Origin of the sequence: Enterobacter sp. PL1, assembly GCF_945957325.1 — a bacterium.
Classification (GTDB): domain Bacteria; phylum Pseudomonadota; class Gammaproteobacteria; order Enterobacterales; family Enterobacteriaceae; genus Enterobacter; species Enterobacter roggenkampii.
In genome coordinates this window covers 45,908-63,926 of record NZ_CAMFKT010000025.1, presented here as the reverse complement: position 1 = coordinate 63,926, position 18,019 = coordinate 45,908, and the positions used below count along the sequence as shown (strand labels likewise).

Annotated in this window: 16 protein-coding genes and 2 tRNA genes; 12 read left to right on the top strand and 6 right to left on the bottom strand. The window is 56.8% G+C overall.

What is annotated here, in order from left to right; genetic code table 11:
- The first annotated feature begins 9 nt into the window (after positions 1-9).
- A tRNA-Asp gene (locus tag N6P30_RS19845) sits at positions 10-86 on the top strand.
- A gap of 53 nt (positions 87-139) precedes the next feature.
- Positions 140-215 (top strand) — tRNA-Trp (locus N6P30_RS19840).
- 98 nt (positions 216-313) lie between these two features.
- On the opposite strand, the gene hdfR is transcribed toward N6P30_RS19840, so the two are convergent.
- On the bottom strand, positions 314-1,135 hold the full coding sequence (hdfR, locus tag N6P30_RS19835; protein ID WP_023293582.1) for an HTH-type transcriptional regulator HdfR: 822 nt from the start codon (positions 1,133-1,135) through the stop codon (positions 314-316).
- Between the two features lie 118 nt (positions 1,136-1,253).
- Here hdfR and N6P30_RS19830 point away from each other — a divergent pair, with 118 nt between their 5' ends.
- Positions 1,254-1,592 (top strand): DUF413 domain-containing protein, encoded by a 339-nt coding sequence (locus tag N6P30_RS19830; protein WP_008501577.1) that lies wholly within the window; start codon positions 1,254-1,256, stop codon positions 1,590-1,592.
- Positions 1,593-1,622: 30 nt separating this feature from the next.
- On the opposite strand, the gene N6P30_RS19825 is transcribed toward N6P30_RS19830, so the two are convergent.
- Positions 1,623-3,143, bottom strand: a complete 1,521-nt coding sequence (locus N6P30_RS19825; RefSeq protein ID WP_023293581.1) for a YifB family Mg chelatase-like AAA ATPase — start codon at positions 3,141-3,143, stop codon at positions 1,623-1,625.
- A gap of 341 nt (positions 3,144-3,484) precedes the next feature.
- On the opposite strand from N6P30_RS19825, the gene ilvL reads away from it, so the two are divergent.
- From ilvL to ilvA, 7 genes are all read left to right on the top strand, one after another.
- Positions 3,485-3,583 (top strand): ilv operon leader peptide, encoded by a 99-nt coding sequence (gene ilvL / locus N6P30_RS19820; protein WP_001311244.1) that lies wholly within the window; start codon positions 3,485-3,487, stop codon positions 3,581-3,583.
- A gap of 86 nt (positions 3,584-3,669) precedes the next feature.
- On the top strand, positions 3,670-3,720 hold the full coding sequence (gene ilvX, locus N6P30_RS19815) for a peptide IlvX (protein ID WP_192930497.1): 51 nt from the start codon (positions 3,670-3,672) through the stop codon (positions 3,718-3,720).
- A 2-nt stretch (positions 3,721-3,722) separates the two neighbouring features.
- Positions 3,723-5,369: an acetolactate synthase 2 catalytic subunit gene (gene ilvG, locus N6P30_RS19810; RefSeq protein ID WP_023293580.1), complete on the top strand. Its 1,647-nt coding sequence runs from the start codon at positions 3,723-3,725 to the stop codon at positions 5,367-5,369.
- Positions 5,366-5,629 carry an acetolactate synthase 2 small subunit gene (gene ilvM / locus N6P30_RS19805; protein ID WP_003860184.1) on the top strand — a complete coding sequence of 88 codons (264 nt, stop codon included), beginning with the start codon at positions 5,366-5,368 and terminating at the stop codon, positions 5,627-5,629. The genes ilvG and ilvM overlap by 4 nt, the downstream gene beginning before the upstream one ends.
- Before the next feature lie 18 nt (positions 5,630-5,647).
- Positions 5,648-6,577: a branched-chain-amino-acid transaminase gene (ilvE, locus tag N6P30_RS19800; RefSeq protein WP_023293579.1), complete on the top strand. Its 930-nt coding sequence runs from the start codon at positions 5,648-5,650 to the stop codon at positions 6,575-6,577.
- A gap of 60 nt (positions 6,578-6,637) precedes the next feature.
- Positions 6,638-8,488: a dihydroxy-acid dehydratase gene (ilvD, locus tag N6P30_RS19795; RefSeq protein WP_021242828.1), complete on the top strand. Its 1,851-nt coding sequence runs from the start codon at positions 6,638-6,640 to the stop codon at positions 8,486-8,488.
- A 2-nt stretch (positions 8,489-8,490) separates the two neighbouring features.
- Complete coding sequence (gene ilvA / locus N6P30_RS19790; RefSeq protein WP_024907958.1) at positions 8,491-10,035, top strand: threonine ammonia-lyase, biosynthetic; 1,545 nt, start codon at positions 8,491-8,493, stop codon at positions 10,033-10,035.
- A gap of 45 nt (positions 10,036-10,080) precedes the next feature.
- Here ilvA and ilvY read toward each other — a convergent pair whose 3' ends face one another.
- Positions 10,081-10,971, bottom strand: a complete 891-nt coding sequence (ilvY, locus tag N6P30_RS19785) for an HTH-type transcriptional activator IlvY (protein WP_023293577.1) — start codon at positions 10,969-10,971, stop codon at positions 10,081-10,083.
- Between the two features lie 152 nt (positions 10,972-11,123).
- Here ilvY and ilvC point away from each other — a divergent pair, with 152 nt between their 5' ends.
- Positions 11,124-12,599 carry a ketol-acid reductoisomerase gene (gene ilvC, locus N6P30_RS19780; RefSeq protein WP_021242831.1) on the top strand — a complete coding sequence of 492 codons (1,476 nt, stop codon included), beginning with the start codon at positions 11,124-11,126 and terminating at the stop codon, positions 12,597-12,599.
- A gap of 86 nt (positions 12,600-12,685) precedes the next feature.
- Here ilvC and ppiC read toward each other — a convergent pair whose 3' ends face one another.
- A complete protein-coding gene (gene ppiC, locus N6P30_RS19775; protein WP_008501570.1) occupies positions 12,686-12,967 on the bottom strand; it encodes a peptidylprolyl isomerase PpiC in 282 nt (93 codons plus the stop codon).
- An 85-nt stretch (positions 12,968-13,052) separates the two neighbouring features.
- Here ppiC and rep point away from each other — a divergent pair, with 85 nt between their 5' ends.
- Positions 13,053-15,077: a DNA helicase Rep gene (gene rep / locus N6P30_RS19770; RefSeq protein ID WP_023293576.1), complete on the top strand. Its 2,025-nt coding sequence runs from the start codon at positions 13,053-13,055 to the stop codon at positions 15,075-15,077.
- Positions 15,078-15,128: 51 nt separating this feature from the next.
- Here rep and gppA read toward each other — a convergent pair whose 3' ends face one another.
- Together gppA and rhlB are read right to left on the bottom strand one after the other, a co-directional pair.
- Complete coding sequence (gene gppA, locus N6P30_RS19765; RefSeq protein ID WP_021242833.1) at positions 15,129-16,613, bottom strand: guanosine-5'-triphosphate,3'-diphosphate diphosphatase; 1,485 nt, start codon at positions 16,611-16,613, stop codon at positions 15,129-15,131.
- A 6-nt stretch (positions 16,614-16,619) separates the two neighbouring features.
- Positions 16,620-17,888, bottom strand: coding sequence for an ATP-dependent RNA helicase RhlB (rhlB, locus tag N6P30_RS19760; RefSeq protein WP_021242834.1), 1,269 nt, complete (start codon positions 17,886-17,888; stop codon positions 16,620-16,622).
- Positions 17,889-18,019 lie beyond the last annotated feature (131 nt).

The following is an 18,019-nucleotide window of genomic DNA, read 5'->3' as shown; positions in this document are numbered from 1 at the left end:
GTCTTCGGTGGAGCGGTAGTTCAGTCGGTTAGAATACCTGCCTGTCACGCAGGGGGTCGCGGGTTCGAGTCCCGTCCGTTCCGCCACTTATTAAGACATTAAGCCTGCCTTACTGGCAGGCTTAATGGCAAAAAACTTTAGGGGCGTAGCTCAGTTGGTAGAGCACCGGTCTCCAAAACCGGGTGTCGCGAGTTCGAGTCTCTCCGCCCCTGCCATATAGAATCCTTTGCTTCGGCAAAGGATTTTTTTTGCCTGAAAGACTGTAAAAACGTCTCTTCTTACTATTCAGCCAGCATTCCTGCTGGCTGATGTATCAATCCATTACATTGATTTTTAACAGATCTTTTATCTGCGACTGCTTATCACTGTTTTGCAGCCAAATCGCATACAGCGGTCTGGTAAGCGTGGTGGAATCCATTACGGTATGCAGCCCCGCTTTAGTGTCTGCCCAGCGAACAGGTAACCAGGTACAACCTCTCAGCAAGGGCAGTTGCTGACAGGCGATCTCTGCAGAGCTGGTCGTTAACTGTGGGACGTCATCAGGTGCAATCAAGCCCGTCTCATGCTGCTGAAAATCAGGCCCCCATTCCAGGCGCAAATAGGTCAGGTCTGCCTTCATCATCGAAGGTTCAGAGGCATAAAGCGCCAGGCCAAATTGGCCCACAATCTGGCTGCTAAATTCGTCCATCTTGGGGGCTTCGGTTGTGATAAGAAGATCAAGCTGGCGCTCATGAAGTTGCTTAACCAGCGACTGCCGTTGCGCAATCCGGGCTTCAAATTGCAGATGGCTATGAGATTGATAAAGCCGGGAAAGCCACTGACTTAGCATACATTCCCACAGGGAAGCGCTGGCCCCTATCGAGAACTCATTATGCCTCGAAGTATGGGCAACCTCTTTGCGTGCCGCCTGCCAGGTATTCATCAGCGTTTCTGCGTACGGCAGTAGTTTTTCGCCGGCGGGCGTGAGGCGGATATTGTTGCGATGGCGGGTAAAAAGATTCACACCCAGTTGATTTTCCAGCTGTCGAATACGAAAACTGACTGCTGACTGCGTCAGGTAAAGGGCTTCAGCTGCTCGCCCAAAGTGGCGTGTTCTGCTCACTTCAAGGAAAGTTTTAAGCAATTCCGTATCCACATCTTTCTCCGCAAAATTATTTGTCGTTATGATTTAAATGTTTTGTTTTACACTCTGTCAAGCGTAACTAATACTCCGCGCCATAAATAGCTCGGCCAAAGAATTAGGAGCGTGTAGGATGGCGGAAAGCTTTACGACGACTAATCGTTTTTTCGACAATAAACATTATCCGCGCGGGTTCTCTCGTCACGGCGATTTCACCATCAAAGAAGCTCAACTGCTTGAGCGCCATGGTTATGCCTTTAACGAGCTGGATCTGGGCAAGCGTGAGCCTGCTACCGAAGACGAAAAACAGTTTGTTTCTGTTTGCCGTGGTGAGCGTGAGCCGCAGTCTGAAGCGGAACGTGTATGGATCAAGTATATGGCACGCATTAAGCGTCCAAAGCGCTTCCATACGCTGTCTGGCGGTAAGCCGCAGATGGAAGGTGCAGAAGACTACACCGAGTCTGATGACTAAGATGATAAGAAGGGGCTACGGCCCCTTTTTTTATGCCAGCAACTTCTGCAGGTGCAGCAGCAAACGATCGATAGCGCGGTAACTCAGCGCCTCCTGCAAGTGTTTCCTCTCAATGTCAGTACATCCCTCCACGTCAGCAATGGTTCTGGCCACTTTTAGCAAACGTTGCCACGCACGTATAGACAGCCCAAAGCGCGTCAACGTCTCCTCAAGCCATCCTGCATCTTCACTATTAAGCGAACAAAACTGCCGGATCCCGGCATTATCAAGCCGAGCATTCAGCCTGTTTTGACGGGCGTATTGTCGTGCCTGGGCAGCGATCACCCGCCCGCGCACTTTTGCTGAGCTCTCACCCGTTATGCCCGTCTGCCTGAGCAGGCCCGGCGGCGGAAGGGGGATTTCGAGAGACAAATCGAAACGGTCGAGGAATGGGCCGGAAAGCTTTCCCAGATAGCGCAGCGTCTGCTCTGGCGTACAGCGGTTATGGTTGCCCTGATAATGCCCCGTGGGGCTGGGGTTCATCGCAGCGACCAGTTGAAACTGCGCGGGATAGCTTATTTTGGCCCGCGTGCGCGAGATATGTATTTCACCAGATTCAATAGGTTCTCTCAGTGCATCCAGCACGCGACGCTCAAACTCAGGCAACTCATCAAGAAACAGAATGCCATTGTGTGCCAGTGAAATCTCACCCGGTCCGGGGATAGACCCACCGCCGACCATTGCCGTCAGTGAAGCGCTATGATGTGGGGAACGAAAAGGGCGACGGCGCCACTGTTTTTGCAACGATGCCGAACTGATGAGGCTATATATGGCAGCGCTTTCCAGCGCTTCATGGTTATTGAGCGGCGGGAGCAACCCGCTCAGCCTGCTCGCCAGCATCGTTTTACCTGTACCAGGCGGGCCAATCAGCAGGAGATTGTGTCCACCTGCAGCCGTAATCTCCAGCGCCCGTTTACCTTGCTCCTGTCCCATGATCTCACTGAGATCTTCTGGCGCATCTGCTACAGCCTCGTCGCACTCCTCCGGCTCGGACAGTTCATGTCGGCCTTCCAGCCAGGCACACACTTCCTGAAGATGCCCGGCGATGAGACACCCCTTTTCGGCAATAAGACTCACTTCTGATGCGTTTTCATTGGCGACAATGATTTGCCGCCCTGCACGAATTGCTTCCAGCGCTCCCGATATCGCACCGGGAACGCCTCTCAATGCGCCTGTGAGCGCGAGTTCACCCACGAACTCGTACGAGCCTAGCCTGGTCGTAGTAAGCTGCTCAGAAGCCGCGAGAAGCGCAATTGCGATAGGTAAATCGTATCGCCCGCCCTCTTTGGGCAGATCGGCGGGGGCAAGGTTGATGGTGATCTTCTTCGCGGGGAAGGTATAACCGCTATTTATTATTGCGCTGCGAACGCGATCCCTGGCCTCTTTAACCGTCGTTTCAGGTAACCCGACAAGCGTGAGTCCGGGCAGCCCATTACTCAAATGAACCTCTACGGAAACAAGCGGTGCCTTTACCCCGAGAGCCGCACGCGTATAAACAACTGACAGTGACATTTGCACTACCTCCTGGTGTGACTATGCCAGTACGCGTTATGCCTGTTTAGCGCTATTTAGCGAATTTACGCTGCCTGTTCAGGGATTTTAAAAGCACACTGAAACTATTGCACAATCGTGGAACCCTCCTCGCAGAGCGAAAAAAAACCTGTTTTGACGGTTAGCGGAGGAGTAAAAAAGTGAAAAATATTCATTTTCTAATTTCCGTATATAAAACAACGATTTTAAGAATTATGATTCGCGGGCTAACCAAATCCGTCATAAATAAATCTTGTGTTTGATTTAAAAACTGTGATAACTCTTTAGGTATTCCTTCGAACAAGATGCAAAAAGAACTGAAAATGACAGCCCTTCTACGAGTGATTAGCCTGGTCGTGATTAGCGTGGTGGTGATTATTATCCCACCGTGCGGGGCTGCACTTGGACGAGGAAAGGCTTAGAAATCAAGCCTTAACGAACTAAGACCCCCGCACCGAAAGGTCCGGGGGTTTTTTTATGACTAAAAAACGTAAATGAGGAGCAGAGAATGACAAGTAGCACAAAATTCTGTTTCTCCCGATTTATGACGGGGAACTAACTATGAATGGGGCACAGTGGGTAGTACATGCGTTGCGCGCGCAGGGAGTCGAGACAGTATTCGGTTATCCGGGTGGCGCAATTATGCCGATTTACGATGCACTGTATGACGGCGGCGTGGAGCACCTGTTGTGCCGACACGAGCAGGGCGCAGCGATGGCCGCCATCGGTTATGCCCGTGCCACCGGTAAAACCGGTGTCTGTATGGCGACGTCAGGCCCGGGCGCAACTAACCTCATCACCGGTCTGGCAGACGCGCTGCTGGATTCCGTTCCCGTTGTTGCCATCACCGGACAGGTAGCCTCTCCGTTCATCGGCACCGACGCGTTCCAGGAAGTCGATGTACTCGGTTTATCGCTGGCCTGCACCAAACACAGTTTTCTCGTTCAGTCTCTGGAAGAGCTGCCGCGCGTAATGGCAGAAGCATTCGAGGTTGCCAGCTCCGGCCGCCCTGGTCCGGTTCTGGTCGATATCCCGAAAGATATCCAGGTCGCACACGGCGAACTGGAGCCGCACTTCTCCACCGTTGGACACGACGACGCGTTTCCGCATGCGGAAGTCGAAGAGGCCCGTCAGATGCTGGCGCAGGCGAAACAGCCGATGCTGTACGTTGGTGGTGGCGTAGGTATGGCGCAGGCGGTTCCTGCCCTGCGCGAATTTATCGCGGCAACGCAAATGCCTGCCACCTGCACGCTGAAAGGGTTGGGTGCGGTAGATGCCGATTACCCCTACTATCTGGGCATGCTGGGGATGCACGGCACCAAAGCGGCAAACCTGGCGGTGCAGGCGTGCGATCTGCTCATCGCCGTCGGTGCCCGTTTTGACGACCGCGTCACCGGTAAGCTGAATACCTTTGCGCCGAACGCCAAAGTTATCCATATGGATATCGACCCGGCGGAAATGAACAAGCTGCGTCAGGCGCACGTCGCGCTGCAGGGCGATCTCAACGCGCTGTTACCGGCATTGCAGCAGCCGCTGGATATCAACGCATGGCGTCAGCATACCGCCGACATGCGCGCTGAACACGCCTGGCGTTACGACCACCCCGGCGAGGCCATCTACGCGCCGCTGCTGTTGAAGCAGCTGTCCGACCGTAAGCCCGCCGACAGCGTGGTGACGACCGATGTCGGCCAGCATCAGATGTGGTCCGCCCAGCACATGACCTACACCCGTCCGGAAAACTTCATCACTTCCAGCGGGTTAGGGACGATGGGCTTCGGTCTGCCAGCCGCGGTTGGCGCACAGGTTGCCCGCCCGAACGATACCGTTATCTGTATCTCCGGTGACGGCTCCTTCATGATGAACGTTCAGGAGCTCGGCACCGTGAAGCGCAAGCAGTTACCGCTGAAGATCGTGTTGCTCGATAACCAGCGTTTAGGGATGGTTCGCCAGTGGCAACAGCTGTTCTTCCAGGAACGTTACAGTGAAACCACCCTGACCGATAACCCCGATTTCCTCACCCTGGCCAGCGCCTTCGGCATTCCTGGTCAGCACATCACCCGTAAAGACCAGGTTGAAGCGGCACTCGACACCATGCTGTCAAGCGAAGGGCCATACCTGCTTCATGTCTCAATCGACGAGCTTGAGAACGTCTGGCCGTTGGTACCGCCCGGTGCCAGTAACTCACAAATGCTGGAGAAATTATCATGATGCAACATCAGGTCGCCGTGCAGGCTCGCTTCAACCCGGAAACATTAGAACGCGTTTTGCGCGTGGTGCGTCATCGTGGTTTTCAGATTTGCTCTATGAATATGGAGACGGCCACCGACGCGCAAAACATCAGTATCGAATTAACCGTTGCCAGCCCGCGGCCGGTCGACTTACTGTTTAGTCAGTTATCAAAGCTGGTAGACGTTGCCCATGTTGCCATCTGCCAGAGCACAACCACATCACAACAAATCCGCGCTTAAGCGTGACAGGACGAAAAAATGACGACAAAAAAAGCTGATTACATTTGGTTCAACGGTGAGATGGTTCGCTGGGAGGACGCGAAGGTCCACGTGATGTCCCACGCGCTGCATTACGGTACCTCCGTGTTTGAAGGCATCCGCTGCTACGATTCTCACAAAGGGCCAGTGGTGTTCCGCCATCGCGAACACATGCAGCGTCTGCATGACTCAGCCAAAATTTATCGTTTCCCGGTTTCTCAGAGTGTGGATGAGCTGATGGAAGCCTGCCGCGAGGTGATCCGTAAGAACAACCTCACCAGCGCCTATATTCGTCCGCTGGTCTTCGTGGGCGACGTCGGCATGGGCGTGAACCCGCCAGCCGGTTACAACACCGATGTGATCATTGCCGCGTTCCCATGGGGTGCCTACCTGGGTGCTGAAGCCCTTGAGCAGGGGATCGACGCAATGGTCTCTTCCTGGAATCGCGTTGCACCCAACACCATCCCGACCGCGGCTAAAGCGGGCGGTAACTACCTTTCTTCCCTGCTGGTCGGCAGCGAAGCGCGCCGTCACGGTTACCAGGAAGGTATCGCGCTCGACGTGAATGGCTACATCTCCGAAGGTGCAGGCGAAAACCTGTTTGAAGTGAAAGACGGCATTCTGTTTACCCCGCCATTCACCTCGTCCGCGCTGCCGGGCATCACCCGTGACGCCATCATCAAGCTGGCGAAAGATTTGGGTATCGAAGTGCGCGAGCAGGTGCTGTCTCGCGAATCCCTGTACCTGGCCGATGAAGTGTTCATGTCCGGTACCGCGGCTGAAATTACGCCGGTGCGTAGCGTAGACGGCATTCAGGTGGGCGAAGGCCGCTGTGGCCCGGTGACCAAATGCATTCAGCAAGCGTTCTTTGGCCTCTTCACCGGCGAGACAGAAGATAAATACGGCTGGTTGGATCAGGTTAATCACTAAATATAAATTTGGGACGGCACGCACCGTCCCATTACATAGTCTGACGGGAGTAAATAAAGCATGCCTAAGTATCGTTCAGCCACCACCACCCACGGCCGTAACATGGCCGGTGCCCGCGCGCTGTGGCGCGCCACCGGAATGACCGACGCCGATTTCGGCAAGCCAATTATCGCCGTGGTGAACTCCTTCACCCAGTTCGTACCGGGCCACGTGCACCTGCGCGATCTCGGTAAGCTGGTTGCCGAGCAAATCGAAGCCTCCGGCGGCGTGGCGAAAGAGTTCAACACCATTGCGGTGGATGACGGTATCGCGATGGGCCACGGGGGCATGCTCTATTCACTCCCGTCGCGCGAGCTGATCGCCGACTCGGTAGAGTACATGGTTAACGCCCACTGCGCCGATGCGATGGTCTGTATCTCCAACTGCGACAAAATCACCCCGGGGATGCTGATGGCCTCCCTGCGCCTGAATATTCCGGTGATCTTCGTCTCCGGCGGTCCAATGGAAGCGGGGAAAACCAAGCTCTCCGACAAAATCATCAAGCTCGACCTGGTCGATGCGATGATCCAGGGCGCGGACCCGAAAGTCTCTGACGAGCAGAGTGACCAGGTGGAGCGCTCCGCGTGCCCGACCTGCGGCTCCTGTTCCGGTATGTTCACGGCGAACTCCATGAATTGCCTGACCGAAGCGCTGGGCCTCTCTCAGCCGGGCAACGGCTCGCTGCTGGCGACCCACGCCGACCGTAAGCAGCTGTTCCTCAACGCCGGTAAACGCATCGTTGAACTGACTAAGCGCTACTACGAGCAGGACGACGCCAGCGCGCTGCCGCGCAGCATCGCCAGCAAAGCGGCGTTCGAGAACGCCATGACCCTGGACATCGCCATGGGCGGTTCCACCAACACCGTTCTGCACCTGCTGGCCGCTGCGCAGGAAGCCGAAATCGACTTCACCATGAGCGACATCGACAGGCTCTCCCGTAAAGTGCCGCAGCTGTGTAAGGTCGCACCGAGTACCCAGAAGTACCATATGGAAGACGTGCATCGCGCGGGTGGCGTCATCGGTATCCTCGGCGAGCTGGATCGCGCCGGGCTGCTGAACCGTGACGTGAAAAACGTGCTTGGCCTGTCGCTGCCGGAATCGCTGAACCAGTACGACGTGATGCTGACCAAAGACGACGCGGTGAAAAAAATGTTCCGCGCGGGCCCTGCTGGTATTCGTACTACCCAGGCGTTCTCGCAGGACTGCCGCTGGGATACCCTGGACGATGACCGCGCTGAAGGCTGCATCCGCTCGCTGGAGCATGCCTATAGCAAAGACGGCGGCCTGGCCGTGCTGTACGGTAACTTTGCGGAAAATGGCTGCATCGTGAAAACCGCTGGCGTGGACGACAGCATCCTGAAATTCACCGGTCCGGCGAAGGTGTACGAAAGCCAGGATGAAGCGGTAGACGCCATCCTCGGCGGCAAAGTGGTGGAAGGCGACGTGGTGGTCATTCGCTACGAAGGGCCAAAAGGCGGGCCGGGCATGCAGGAGATGCTCTACCCGACCACCTTCCTGAAATCCATGGGCCTCGGTAAAGCCTGTGCGCTGATCACCGACGGTCGTTTCTCCGGTGGCACTTCCGGCCTCTCTATCGGCCACGTTTCCCCGGAAGCGGCAAGCGGCGGCAACATCGCCATCATCGAAGACGGCGATCTGATCGAAATCGACATTCCGAATCGCGGCATTCAGCTCAAGCTGAGCGACCAGGAAATTGCGGCCCGTCGTGAAGCGCAGGAAGCGCGCGGCGACAAAGCCTGGACGCCGAAAGACCGCCAGCGCGAAGTCTCCTTTGCCCTGCGCGCCTACGCGAGCCTTGCCACCAGTGCAGATAAAGGCGCGGTGCGCGATAAATCTAAACTTGGGGGCTAATGATGGCCGAGTCACAACCCTTATCCGCCGCCCCCGAGGGGGCGGAATATCTCAGGGCGGTGCTGCGCGCACCGGTCTATGAAGCCGTGCAGGTCACCCCCCTGCAGAAAATGGAAAAACTCTCTTCGCGCCTCGACAACGTCATTCTGGTGAAGCGCGAAGACCGCCAGCCGGTGCACAGTTTCAAGCTGCGCGGCGCCTACGCGATGATGGCCGGGCTGACCGACGAGCAGAAAGCGCGCGGGGTGATTACCGCGTCGGCGGGCAACCACGCCCAGGGCGTGGCGTTCTCGTCTGCCCGTCTGGGGCTGAAAGCGCTGATCGTGATGCCGGTTGCTACCGCCGATATCAAGGTCGACGCGGTGCGCGGTTTCGGCGGCGAAGTCTTGCTCCACGGGGCCAACTTTGACGAAGCAAAGGCCAAAGCGATTGAACTGGCGCAGCAGCAGGGGTTCACCTGGGTGCCGCCGTTCGACCACCCGATGGTGATTGCCGGGCAGGGCACGCTGGCGCTGGAGCTGCTGCAGCAGGATGCCCATCTCGACCGCGTCTTTGTCCCGGTGGGCGGCGGCGGTTTAGCCGCAGGCGTGGCGGTGCTGATCAAACAGCTGATGCCGCAGATCAAAGTCATTGCGGTGGAAGCGGAAGACTCCGCCTGCCTGAAAGCGGCGCTGGATGCTGGGCATCCGGTCGACCTGCCGCGCGTCGGTCTGTTTGCCGAGGGCGTGGCGGTGAAGCGCATTGGCGACGAAACCTTCCGCCTGTGCCAGGAGTATCTCGACGATATCGTCACCGTCGACAGCGACGCTATCTGCGCGGCGATGAAAGATCTCTTCGAAGACGTGCGTGCGGTGGCGGAACCGTCCGGCGCGCTGGCGCTGGCGGGCATGAAAAAATACATCGCGCAGCACAACATCCGCGGCGAGCGTCTGGCGCACGTGCTTTCCGGTGCCAACGTGAACTTCCACGGTCTTCGCTATGTGTCCGAGCGCTGCGAGCTGGGCGAACAGCGTGAAGCGCTGCTGGCGGTGACTATTCCGGAAGAGAAGGGCAGCTTCCTGAAGTTCTGTCAGCTGCTGGGCGGTCGTTCGGTGACGGAGTTTAACTACCGTTTTGCCGATGCCAAAGACGCCTGCATTTTTGTCGGCGTGCGTCTGAGCCGCGGCGTGGAGGAGCGCAAAGAGATCCTCAACCTGCTGCATGAGGGCGGCTATAGCGTGGTCGATCTCTCCGACGACGAGATGGCGAAGCTGCACGTGCGTTACATGGTCGGCGGCCGTCCTTCCAAGCCGCTCAGGGAACGCCTGTTCAGCTTTGAGTTCCCGGAATCGCCGGGCGCGTTGCTCAAGTTTCTGCACACGCTGGGCACGCACTGGAACATCTCTCTGTTCCACTACCGCAGCCACGGCACAGACTACGGCCGCGTGCTGGCGGCATTCGAACTGGGCGAGCACGAGCCGGATTTCGAAACGCGGCTGAACGAGCTGGGCTACGAGTGCCATGACGAAACCCACAACCCGGCGTTCCGCTTCTTCCTGGCAGGCTAAGGGCTGAGCGGCATGTAGGCCGGGTAAGCGCAGCGCCACCCGGCTTTAGTGGTTCGGCAGTATCGTCCAGAATGCATCAATAAGCGGCTCATGCAGCCGCTTTTTTTGTGCGCACACGCCAAGCTCAAACGGCGTTTTCTCGTCGCTGCGCTCTAAAATCATCACGCGATTGCGCACCGGCTCCGGGCTGTTGTCCAGCACCACTTCCGGCAGCAGCGCCACGCCGCAGCCCAGCGCCACCATCGACACCATCGCCTCATGGCCGCTGACGGTGGCGTAAATCGACGGGTTGCTGATTTTCTGACGGCGGAACCACAGCTCTATGCGGCGACGCACCGGTCCCTGATCGGCCATGATAAACGGCACCGTGGACCAGTCCGGTTTTTCCACCGACACCTGGTTACGCACCGGGCAGGGCAGCGCCGGGGCAATCAACACCACCGCCAGATTTTCCAGCATCGAGAACGCTACCGCGCCCGGCAGGGTTTCCGGCTTCCCGGCAATGGCGAGATCCGCTTCGCCCGTCACCACTTTTTCCATCGCGTCGGCAGCGTCGCCGGTAGTGAGCTTAATTTCAACCGACGGATGCGCCGCGCGAAAGCGGTCAAGGATGGGCGGCAGATGGCTGTAGGCGGCGGTCACGGAGCAGAAAATATGCAGCTCACCGGAGAGTGACGGCCCCTGCTGATCGATAGAGTGCCGCAGCTGCTGGTACTGCAGCAGCGTCTGCTGGGCAAAAATGCGCAGCTCTTCGCCCGCTTCCGTGAGGGTGACGGTGCGGTTATCGCGCACGAACAGCGGCTGGCCGAGATCTTCCTCAAGGCGCTGGATCTGGCGCGACAGCGTGGAGGGGCTGACGTGCATCGCCCGGGCGCTGCGGCCAAAGTGACGGCTTTCCGCCAGATGCAGGAACATTTTCAGATCGCGTAAATCCACCGATTCCACTCCCTCTTTTTACATTGCATAAACTGCAATGTGACGTTGTGAATATATCAATTTCCGCAATAAATTTCCTGTTGTAATGTGGGTACATTCTCGCTGAAACGCGAACCGAACAATAAGACACACAACATCACGAGGTATCACCCATGGCTAACTACTTTAATACACTGAACTTGCGCCAGCAGCTGGCGCAGCTGGGCAAATGCCGCTTCATGGCGCGCGATGAATTTGCCGATGGCGCGAGCTACCTTCAGGGTAAAAAAGTGGTCATCGTCGGCTGTGGCGCACAGGGTCTGAACCAGGGCCTGAACATGCGTGACTCCGGTCTGGATATCTCCTACGCCCTGCGCAAAGAAGCGATTGCCGAGAAGCGTGCCTCCTGGCGCAAAGCGACCGAAAATGGCTTCAAAGTGGGGACCTACGAAGAGCTGATCCCGCAGGCGGATCTGGTGGTTAACCTGACGCCGGACAAGCAGCACTCAGACGTTGTGCGTTCCGTACAGCCGCTGATGAAAGACGGCGCGGCGCTGGGTTACTCCCACGGCTTCAACATCGTTGAAGTGGGCGAGCAGATCCGTAAAGACATCACCGTAGTGATGGTGGCACCGAAGTGCCCGGGTACCGAAGTGCGTGAAGAGTACAAGCGTGGTTTCGGCGTGCCGACGCTGATCGCGGTTCACCCGGAAAACGATCCGAAAGGTGAAGGTATGGCGATTGCCAAAGCATGGGCTGCGGCGACCGGCGGCCACCGTGCGGGCGTGCTGGAATCGTCCTTCGTTGCCGAAGTGAAATCTGACCTGATGGGCGAGCAGACCATTCTGTGCGGCATGCTGCAGGCCGGTTCTCTGCTGTGCTTCGATAAGCTGGTGGAAGAGGGCACCGACCCGGCATACGCGGAAAAACTGATTCAGTTCGGCTGGGAGACCATCACCGAAGCGCTGAAGCAGGGCGGTATTACGCTGATGATGGACCGTCTGTCCAACCCGGCAAAACTGCGTGCTTACGCGCTGTCTGAACAGCTGAAAACCATCATGGCGCCGCTGTTCCAGAAACATATGGACGACATCATCTCCGGCGAGTTCTCTTCCGGCATGATGGCGGACTGGGCGAACGACGATAAGAAACTGCTGACCTGGCGTGAAGAGACCGGTAAGACCGCGTTCGAAACCGCGCCACAGTACGAAGGTAAAATCGGCGAGCAGGAGTACTTCGATAAAGGCGTCCTGATGATTGCGATGGTGAAAGCAGGCGTTGAGCTGGCGTTCGAAACCATGGTGGATTCCGGCATCATTGAAGAGTCTGCGTACTACGAATCACTGCACGAGCTGCCGCTGATTGCGAACACCATCGCTCGTAAGCGTCTGTACGAAATGAACGTGGTGATCTCTGATACCGCAGAATACGGTAACTACCTGTTCTCTTACGCCTGCGTACCGCTGCTGAAAGAGTTTATGACCACTCTGCAGACGGGCGATCTGGGTAAAGCGATTGCAGAAGGTGCCGTGGACAACGCGCAGCTGCGCGATGTGAACGAAGCGATTCGCAGCCACCAGATCGAGAAAGTGGGCCACAAACTGCGTGGCTACATGACCGATATGAAGCGTATCGCGGTAGCGGGTTAACAACTTTGTCGGGTGGCGCTTTGCTTACCCGACCTACAAAACCGTAAGATGTAGGCCGGGTAAGGCGTAGCCGCCACCCGGCTTTTTTATTTGCGATACAGCACTTTAATCACGTGGTAGCCGAACTGCGTGTGCAGCGGGCCGGTTGGCTCCAGCACCGGGCAGGAGAAGACCACTTTATCGAACGCCGGTACCATCTGACCCTGGCGGAATTCACCCAGATCGCCGCCGCGTTTGCCTGAAGGACAGATGGAGTGCTTCTTCGCCAGTTTGCCGAAGTCGGCGCCGTTTTTGATCTGCTCCAGAAGATCCAGAGCCAGTTTCTCTTCTTTAACAAGAATATGCAGTGCTGCTGCTGTTTTTGCCATGATCGTGCCTTGAGTGGTATGGATTAGGCTCGCTATACTACCACGCTGTTATTCTCCCCTCCTGACTTTCATTGAGCGATCATTTATGCGTTTAAACCCCGGACAACAACAAGCCGTCGAATTTGTCACCGGACCGTGTCTGGTGCTGGCGGGGGCTGGATCCGGTAAAACCCGCGTGATCACCAACAAGATTGCGCACCTGATCCGCGGCTGTGGCTATCAGGCCCGGCACATTGCGGCGGTGACGTTTACTAATAAAGCGGCGCGTGAGATGAAAGAGCGTGTCGGCCAGACGCTGGGACGAAAAGAGGCGCGCGGCCTGATGATCTCTACCTTCCACACACTGGGGCTGGATATCATTAAACGCGAGTATGCTGCGCTGGGAATGAAGTCCAACTTCTCGCTCTTCGATGACACCGACCAGGTGGCGTTGCTCAAAGAGCTCACCGAGGGGTTGATCGAAGATGACAAGGTGCTGTTGCAGCAGCTGATCTCAACGATCTCAAACTGGAAAAACGATCTGATGACCCCGGCCCAGGCCGCGGCGATCGCCAAAGGCGAACGGGATCGGATCTTCGCCCACTGCTACGGTCTGTACGATGCACATATGAAAGCGTGCAACGTGCTGGACTTTGACGACCTGATTCTGCTGCCCACGCTGCTGCTGCAGCGGAACGAAGAGGTTCGCGAGCGCTGGCAGAACAAAATTCGCTATCTGCTGGTGGATGAGTATCAGGACACCAACACCAGCCAGTACGAGCTGGTGAAGCTGCTGGTGGGGCAGCGCGCGCGTTTCACCGTGGTCGGCGACGACGACCAGTCAATTTACTCCTGGCGCGGCGCGCGTCCGCAAAACCTGGTGCTGCTGAGCAAAGATTTTCCGGCGCTGCAGGTGATTAAGCTGGAGCAAAACTACCGCTCCTCCGGGCGTATCCTGAAGGCAGCAAATATCCTGATTGCCAATAACCCGCACGTGTTTGAGAAGCGTCTCTTCTCCGAGCTGGGTTACGGTACTGAATTGAAGGTGCTCAGCGCCAATAATGAAGAGCATGAGGCGGAGCGCGTGACGGGCGAACTGATCGCCCACCACTTCGTCAATAAAACCGAATATAAGGATTACGCGATCCTCTATCGCGGCAATCACCAGTCGCGCGTCTTTGAAAAGATGCTGATGCAGAACCGCATCCCGTACAAAATTTCGGGCGGTACGTCGTTCTTCTCACGGCCAGAGATTAAAGATCTGCTGGCCTATCTGCGCGTCCTCACGAACCCGGATGACGACAGCGCGTTTCTGCGCATCGTGAATACGCCGAAGCGCGAGATTGGCCCGGCGACGCTGCAAAAGCTGGGCGAGTGGGCGATGACGCGTAATAAAAGCCTGTTTACCGCCAGCTTCGACATGGGGCTGAGCCAGACGTTAACCGGTCGCGGCTATGATTCGCTAACGCGATTCACCCACTGGCTCGGCGAAGTGCAGCGTCTCGCGGAGCGCGAGCCGGTGGCGGCGGTGCGCGATCTTATTCACGGCATCGACTATGAGTCCTGGCTGTACGAAACCTCGACCAGCCCGAAAGCCGCTGAGATGCGGATGAAAAACGTTAACCAGCTGTTCAGCTGGATGACCGAAATGCTGGAGGGCTCTGAAATCGACGAGCCGATGACCCTGACGCAGGTCGTCACCCGCTTTACCCTGCGCGACATGATGGAGCGCGGCGAGAGCGAAGAAGAAGCCGATCAGGTACAGCTGATGACGCTGCACGCGTCAAAAGGTCTGGAGTTCCCGTATGTCTATCTGGTTGGTATGGAAGAGGGGTTATTGCCGCACCAGAGCAGCATTGACGAAGATAACGTCGACGAGGAGCGCCGCCTGGCCTACGTGGGGATTACTCGCGCGCAGAAAGAGCTGACGTTCACACTGTGTAAAGAGCGCCGTCAGTATGGCGAACTCGTCCGCCCGGAGCCGAGCCGTTTCCTGCTGGAGCTGCCGCAGGATGACCTGATCTGGGAACAGGAACGCAAAGTGATTACCGCAGAAGAGCGGATGCATAAGGGGCAGGCTAACGTGGCGAACATTCGCGCCATGCTGGCAAAAGCCAAAGAGAAAGGATAATGATGAGTAGGCCGGGTAAGGCGAAGCCGCCACCCGGCAATGTTCAGCGTATTACTTCACTTCCAGCACCCAGTGCACATAGCTCTGCCACTGGCACTCCTGCTCGATCATCTCTGCCCCAAGCGGGTGACGTTCAATCCAGTTTTCCGGCAGCGTCAGCGACAGTTTTTCGTCATCGGCCACCAGATTGATTGCAGGCAGCAAATCATCGCGACGGCGGCTGGCAAACAGAATCGCCAGACGCAGCAGGCGGCACAGATGTTCGGCCACGCGCGGCGGTACGGCGTTTTGCTGATGCAAAGATGAGAGATCAACGGCGTTGGTCTGGTTCAGCAGCAGCGTTGCCAGCAGCTTTTTCTGTGCGGGCGTGTAGCCCGGTAAATCCAGGTTGCGAACCAGATACGCTGCGTGAGCGGGGGCCTGCTTAAAATCAATGCTCAGCCCCACTTCATGCAGCGCACAGGCGCTCAGCAATAAATCGCGGCTCAGATGATCAAGATCCCAGACGTTAGCGACCTGATCGGCGAAGCGAGATGCCAGCTGCGATACGCGTCCTGCCTGATCGATATCAACCAGAAAACGACGCTGTACGTTGCGCAGGGTTCGGCTGCGGATATCCTGATCGACCGACAGATGCAGCATCCCGTAGACCAGGCCTTCGCGCAGCGCGCCGCCGGCAAGGGTCATACACTGGATGTTGAGCTCGGTGAAAATGGCGATCAGAATGGCCAGCCCGCTCGGGAAGACCAGCGCGCGTTCCAGCGTCAGGCCTTCAATTTCCAGTTCTTCCAGGCGTCCGCACTGGATGGCGCGCTGTTTTAGCTGCTGAAGTTTGGCAAGCGTAATCCGCTCGTCCATTCCCTGCGCCATCATGATTTCCTGCAGGGCCTGCACGGTCCCCGACGCACCCACGCACACTTTCCAGCCGTGATAGCGCAGTTCGTCCATCACGGGACGTAATACCTCGCGCGCGGCATTTTCTGCCTCGTCGAAGTTCTCTTTACCCAGATTACGATCGGTAAAATAGCGCTCAAGCCAGGTCACGCAACCCATCGACAGGCTGAACAGCGACGTAGCCTGCGCGCCGGTGCCGGTCACCAGCTCGGTACTGGCTCCGCCGATATCCACCACCAGGCGGCGATCGTCACCCCCCGTAGTGTGTGCAACACCCTGATAAATCAGACGAGCTTCTTCTTCACCGCTGATAACCTGAACCGGGCAACCGAGAATCTCCTGCGCTCTGGCAATAAAATCCACGGCGTTAACCGCCAGGCGAAGTGTCGCAGTGGCGACAACGGTGATTTGGGCGTGCGGGATATCCTGCAGACGCTCGGCAAAGAGTCGCAGGCACTGCCAGCCACGTTCCATGGCTTCAGGCGAGAGGTGATTGTCGCTGCTCAGGCCCGCCGCGAGGCGGACCTTGCGCTTAATGCGCGTCAGCGTTTGTATGCTTCCCGCCACCTCGCGCACAACCAGCATATGAAAACTATTCGAACCGAGATCAATTGCCGCATAAAGCGAGGTGGAGCTGAGCATATTTTCTTAACCTGAACGACGACGATTACGCGGTGCGCCGCCTGAACGACGCGGACCATTGCCGGAGCGTGGGCGGGTAAGACGCTTAGGCGGCGGCAGTTCGCTTAACAGCGCTTCCGGATTGTATTTGCTCTGCGGAATAGAGTGACCGATGTAGGTCTCAATGGCCGGAAGGTTCAGCGCATACTCTTCACACGCAAGGCTAATAGAGTGACCGCTTGCGCCCGCGCGACCGGTACGACCGATACGGTGTACGTAGTCTTCACAGTCGTCTGGCAGATCGTAGTTAAAGACGTGCGTTACGGCTGGAATGTGTAAACCACGTGCAGCCACGTCGGTGGCGACCAGAATATCGAGATCGCCACGGGTGAATTCTTCAAGAATTCGCAGGCGTTTTTTCTGCGCCACGTCGCCGGTCAACAGGCCAACACGGTGACCATCGGCAGCCAGGTGGCCCCAGATGTCTTCACAACGGTGTTTGGTGTTGGCAAAGATGATGGCGCGATCTGGCCACTCTTCTTCAATCAGCGTTTGCAGCAGGCGCATTTTCTCTTCATTAGAAGGATAGAAGAGCTCTTCTTTAATGCGGTGACCCGTTTTCTGCTCCGGTTCCACTTCTACGTATTCGGCGTTGTTCATCTGTTCGAACGCCAGCTCGCGAACGCGGTAGGAGAGGGTTGCAGAGAACAGCATATTCAGGCGCTGATTAGCCGGAGGCATACGGCGGAACAGCCAGCGGATGTCTTTAATGAAGCCCAGATCGTACATGCGGTCAGCTTCATCGAGCACCACAACCTGGATGGCACCGAGGTTAATGTGGTTCTGTTTGGCGTAATCGATAAGACGGCCGGTGGTACCGATCAGGATATCCACACCGCTTTCCAGCACTTTCAGCTGCTTATCGTAGCCGTCGCCGCCATAGGCCAGGCCCAGCTTCAGGCCGGTAGCCTGCGCCAGGGGTTCAGCGTCTGCGTGGATCTGTACCGCCAGTTCTCGCGTCGGGGCCATAATTAGCGCGCGCGGCTGGTTAACTTTGCGGTCTGCAATCGCTGGGTGAGAAAGTAAATAATGAAACGTTGACGTTAAAAACGCCATCGTTTTGCCGGTACCGGTTTGCGCCTGCCCGGCAACATCGCGACCGGCCAGCGTCAGCGGCAGCGCGAGGGCCTGAATGGGCGTGCAGTTATGAAACCCTTTATTTTCAAGGGCTTCAATCACCTTCGGGTGCAGCGCGAAGTCGGAAAACTTCTGTTCTGTTAAATGTGTTTTGCTCATAGTGTGGTAGAATATCAGCTTACTATTGCTTTACGAAAGCGTATCCGGTGAAATAAAGTCAACCTTTAGTTGGTTAATGCGACATCAACGCGTCGTTGGTGGAGACAAAACCAACGTACCAGGCTTATTCC

Bases quoted from the DNA above. Each gene is read 5' to 3' on its own strand.
- ilvM (WP_003860184.1), top strand. From the start codon at position 5,366: ATGATGCAACATCAGGTCGCCGTGCAGGCTCGCTTCAACCCGGAAACA.
- gppA (WP_021242833.1), bottom strand. From the start codon at position 16,613: ATGCTCAGCTCCACCTCGCTTTATGCGGCAATTGATCTCGGTTCGAAT.
- ilvD (WP_021242828.1), top strand. From the start codon at position 6,638: ATGCCTAAGTATCGTTCAGCCACCACCACCCACGGCCGTAACATGGCC.
- ilvC (WP_021242831.1), top strand. From the start codon at position 11,124: ATGGCTAACTACTTTAATACACTGAACTTGCGCCAGCAGCTGGCGCAG.
- ilvA (WP_024907958.1), top strand. From the start codon at position 8,491: ATGGCCGAGTCACAACCCTTATCCGCCGCCCCCGAGGGGGCGGAATAT.
- ilvL (WP_001311244.1), top strand. From the start codon at position 3,485: ATGACAGCCCTTCTACGAGTGATTAGCCTGGTCGTGATTAGCGTGGTG.
- N6P30_RS19830 (WP_008501577.1), top strand. From the start codon at position 1,254: ATGGCGGAAAGCTTTACGACGACTAATCGTTTTTTCGACAATAAACAT.
- ilvE (WP_023293579.1), top strand. From the start codon at position 5,648: ATGACGACAAAAAAAGCTGATTACATTTGGTTCAACGGTGAGATGGTT.
- N6P30_RS19825 (WP_023293581.1), bottom strand. From the start codon at position 3,143: ATGTCACTGTCAGTTGTTTATACGCGTGCGGCTCTCGGGGTAAAGGCA.
- ilvG (WP_023293580.1), top strand. From the start codon at position 3,723: ATGAATGGGGCACAGTGGGTAGTACATGCGTTGCGCGCGCAGGGAGTC.
- rep (WP_023293576.1), top strand. From the start codon at position 13,053: ATGCGTTTAAACCCCGGACAACAACAAGCCGTCGAATTTGTCACCGGA.
- rhlB (WP_021242834.1), bottom strand. From the start codon at position 17,888: ATGAGCAAAACACATTTAACAGAACAGAAGTTTTCCGACTTCGCGCTG.
- ppiC (WP_008501570.1), bottom strand. From the start codon at position 12,967: ATGGCAAAAACAGCAGCAGCACTGCATATTCTTGTTAAAGAAGAGAAA.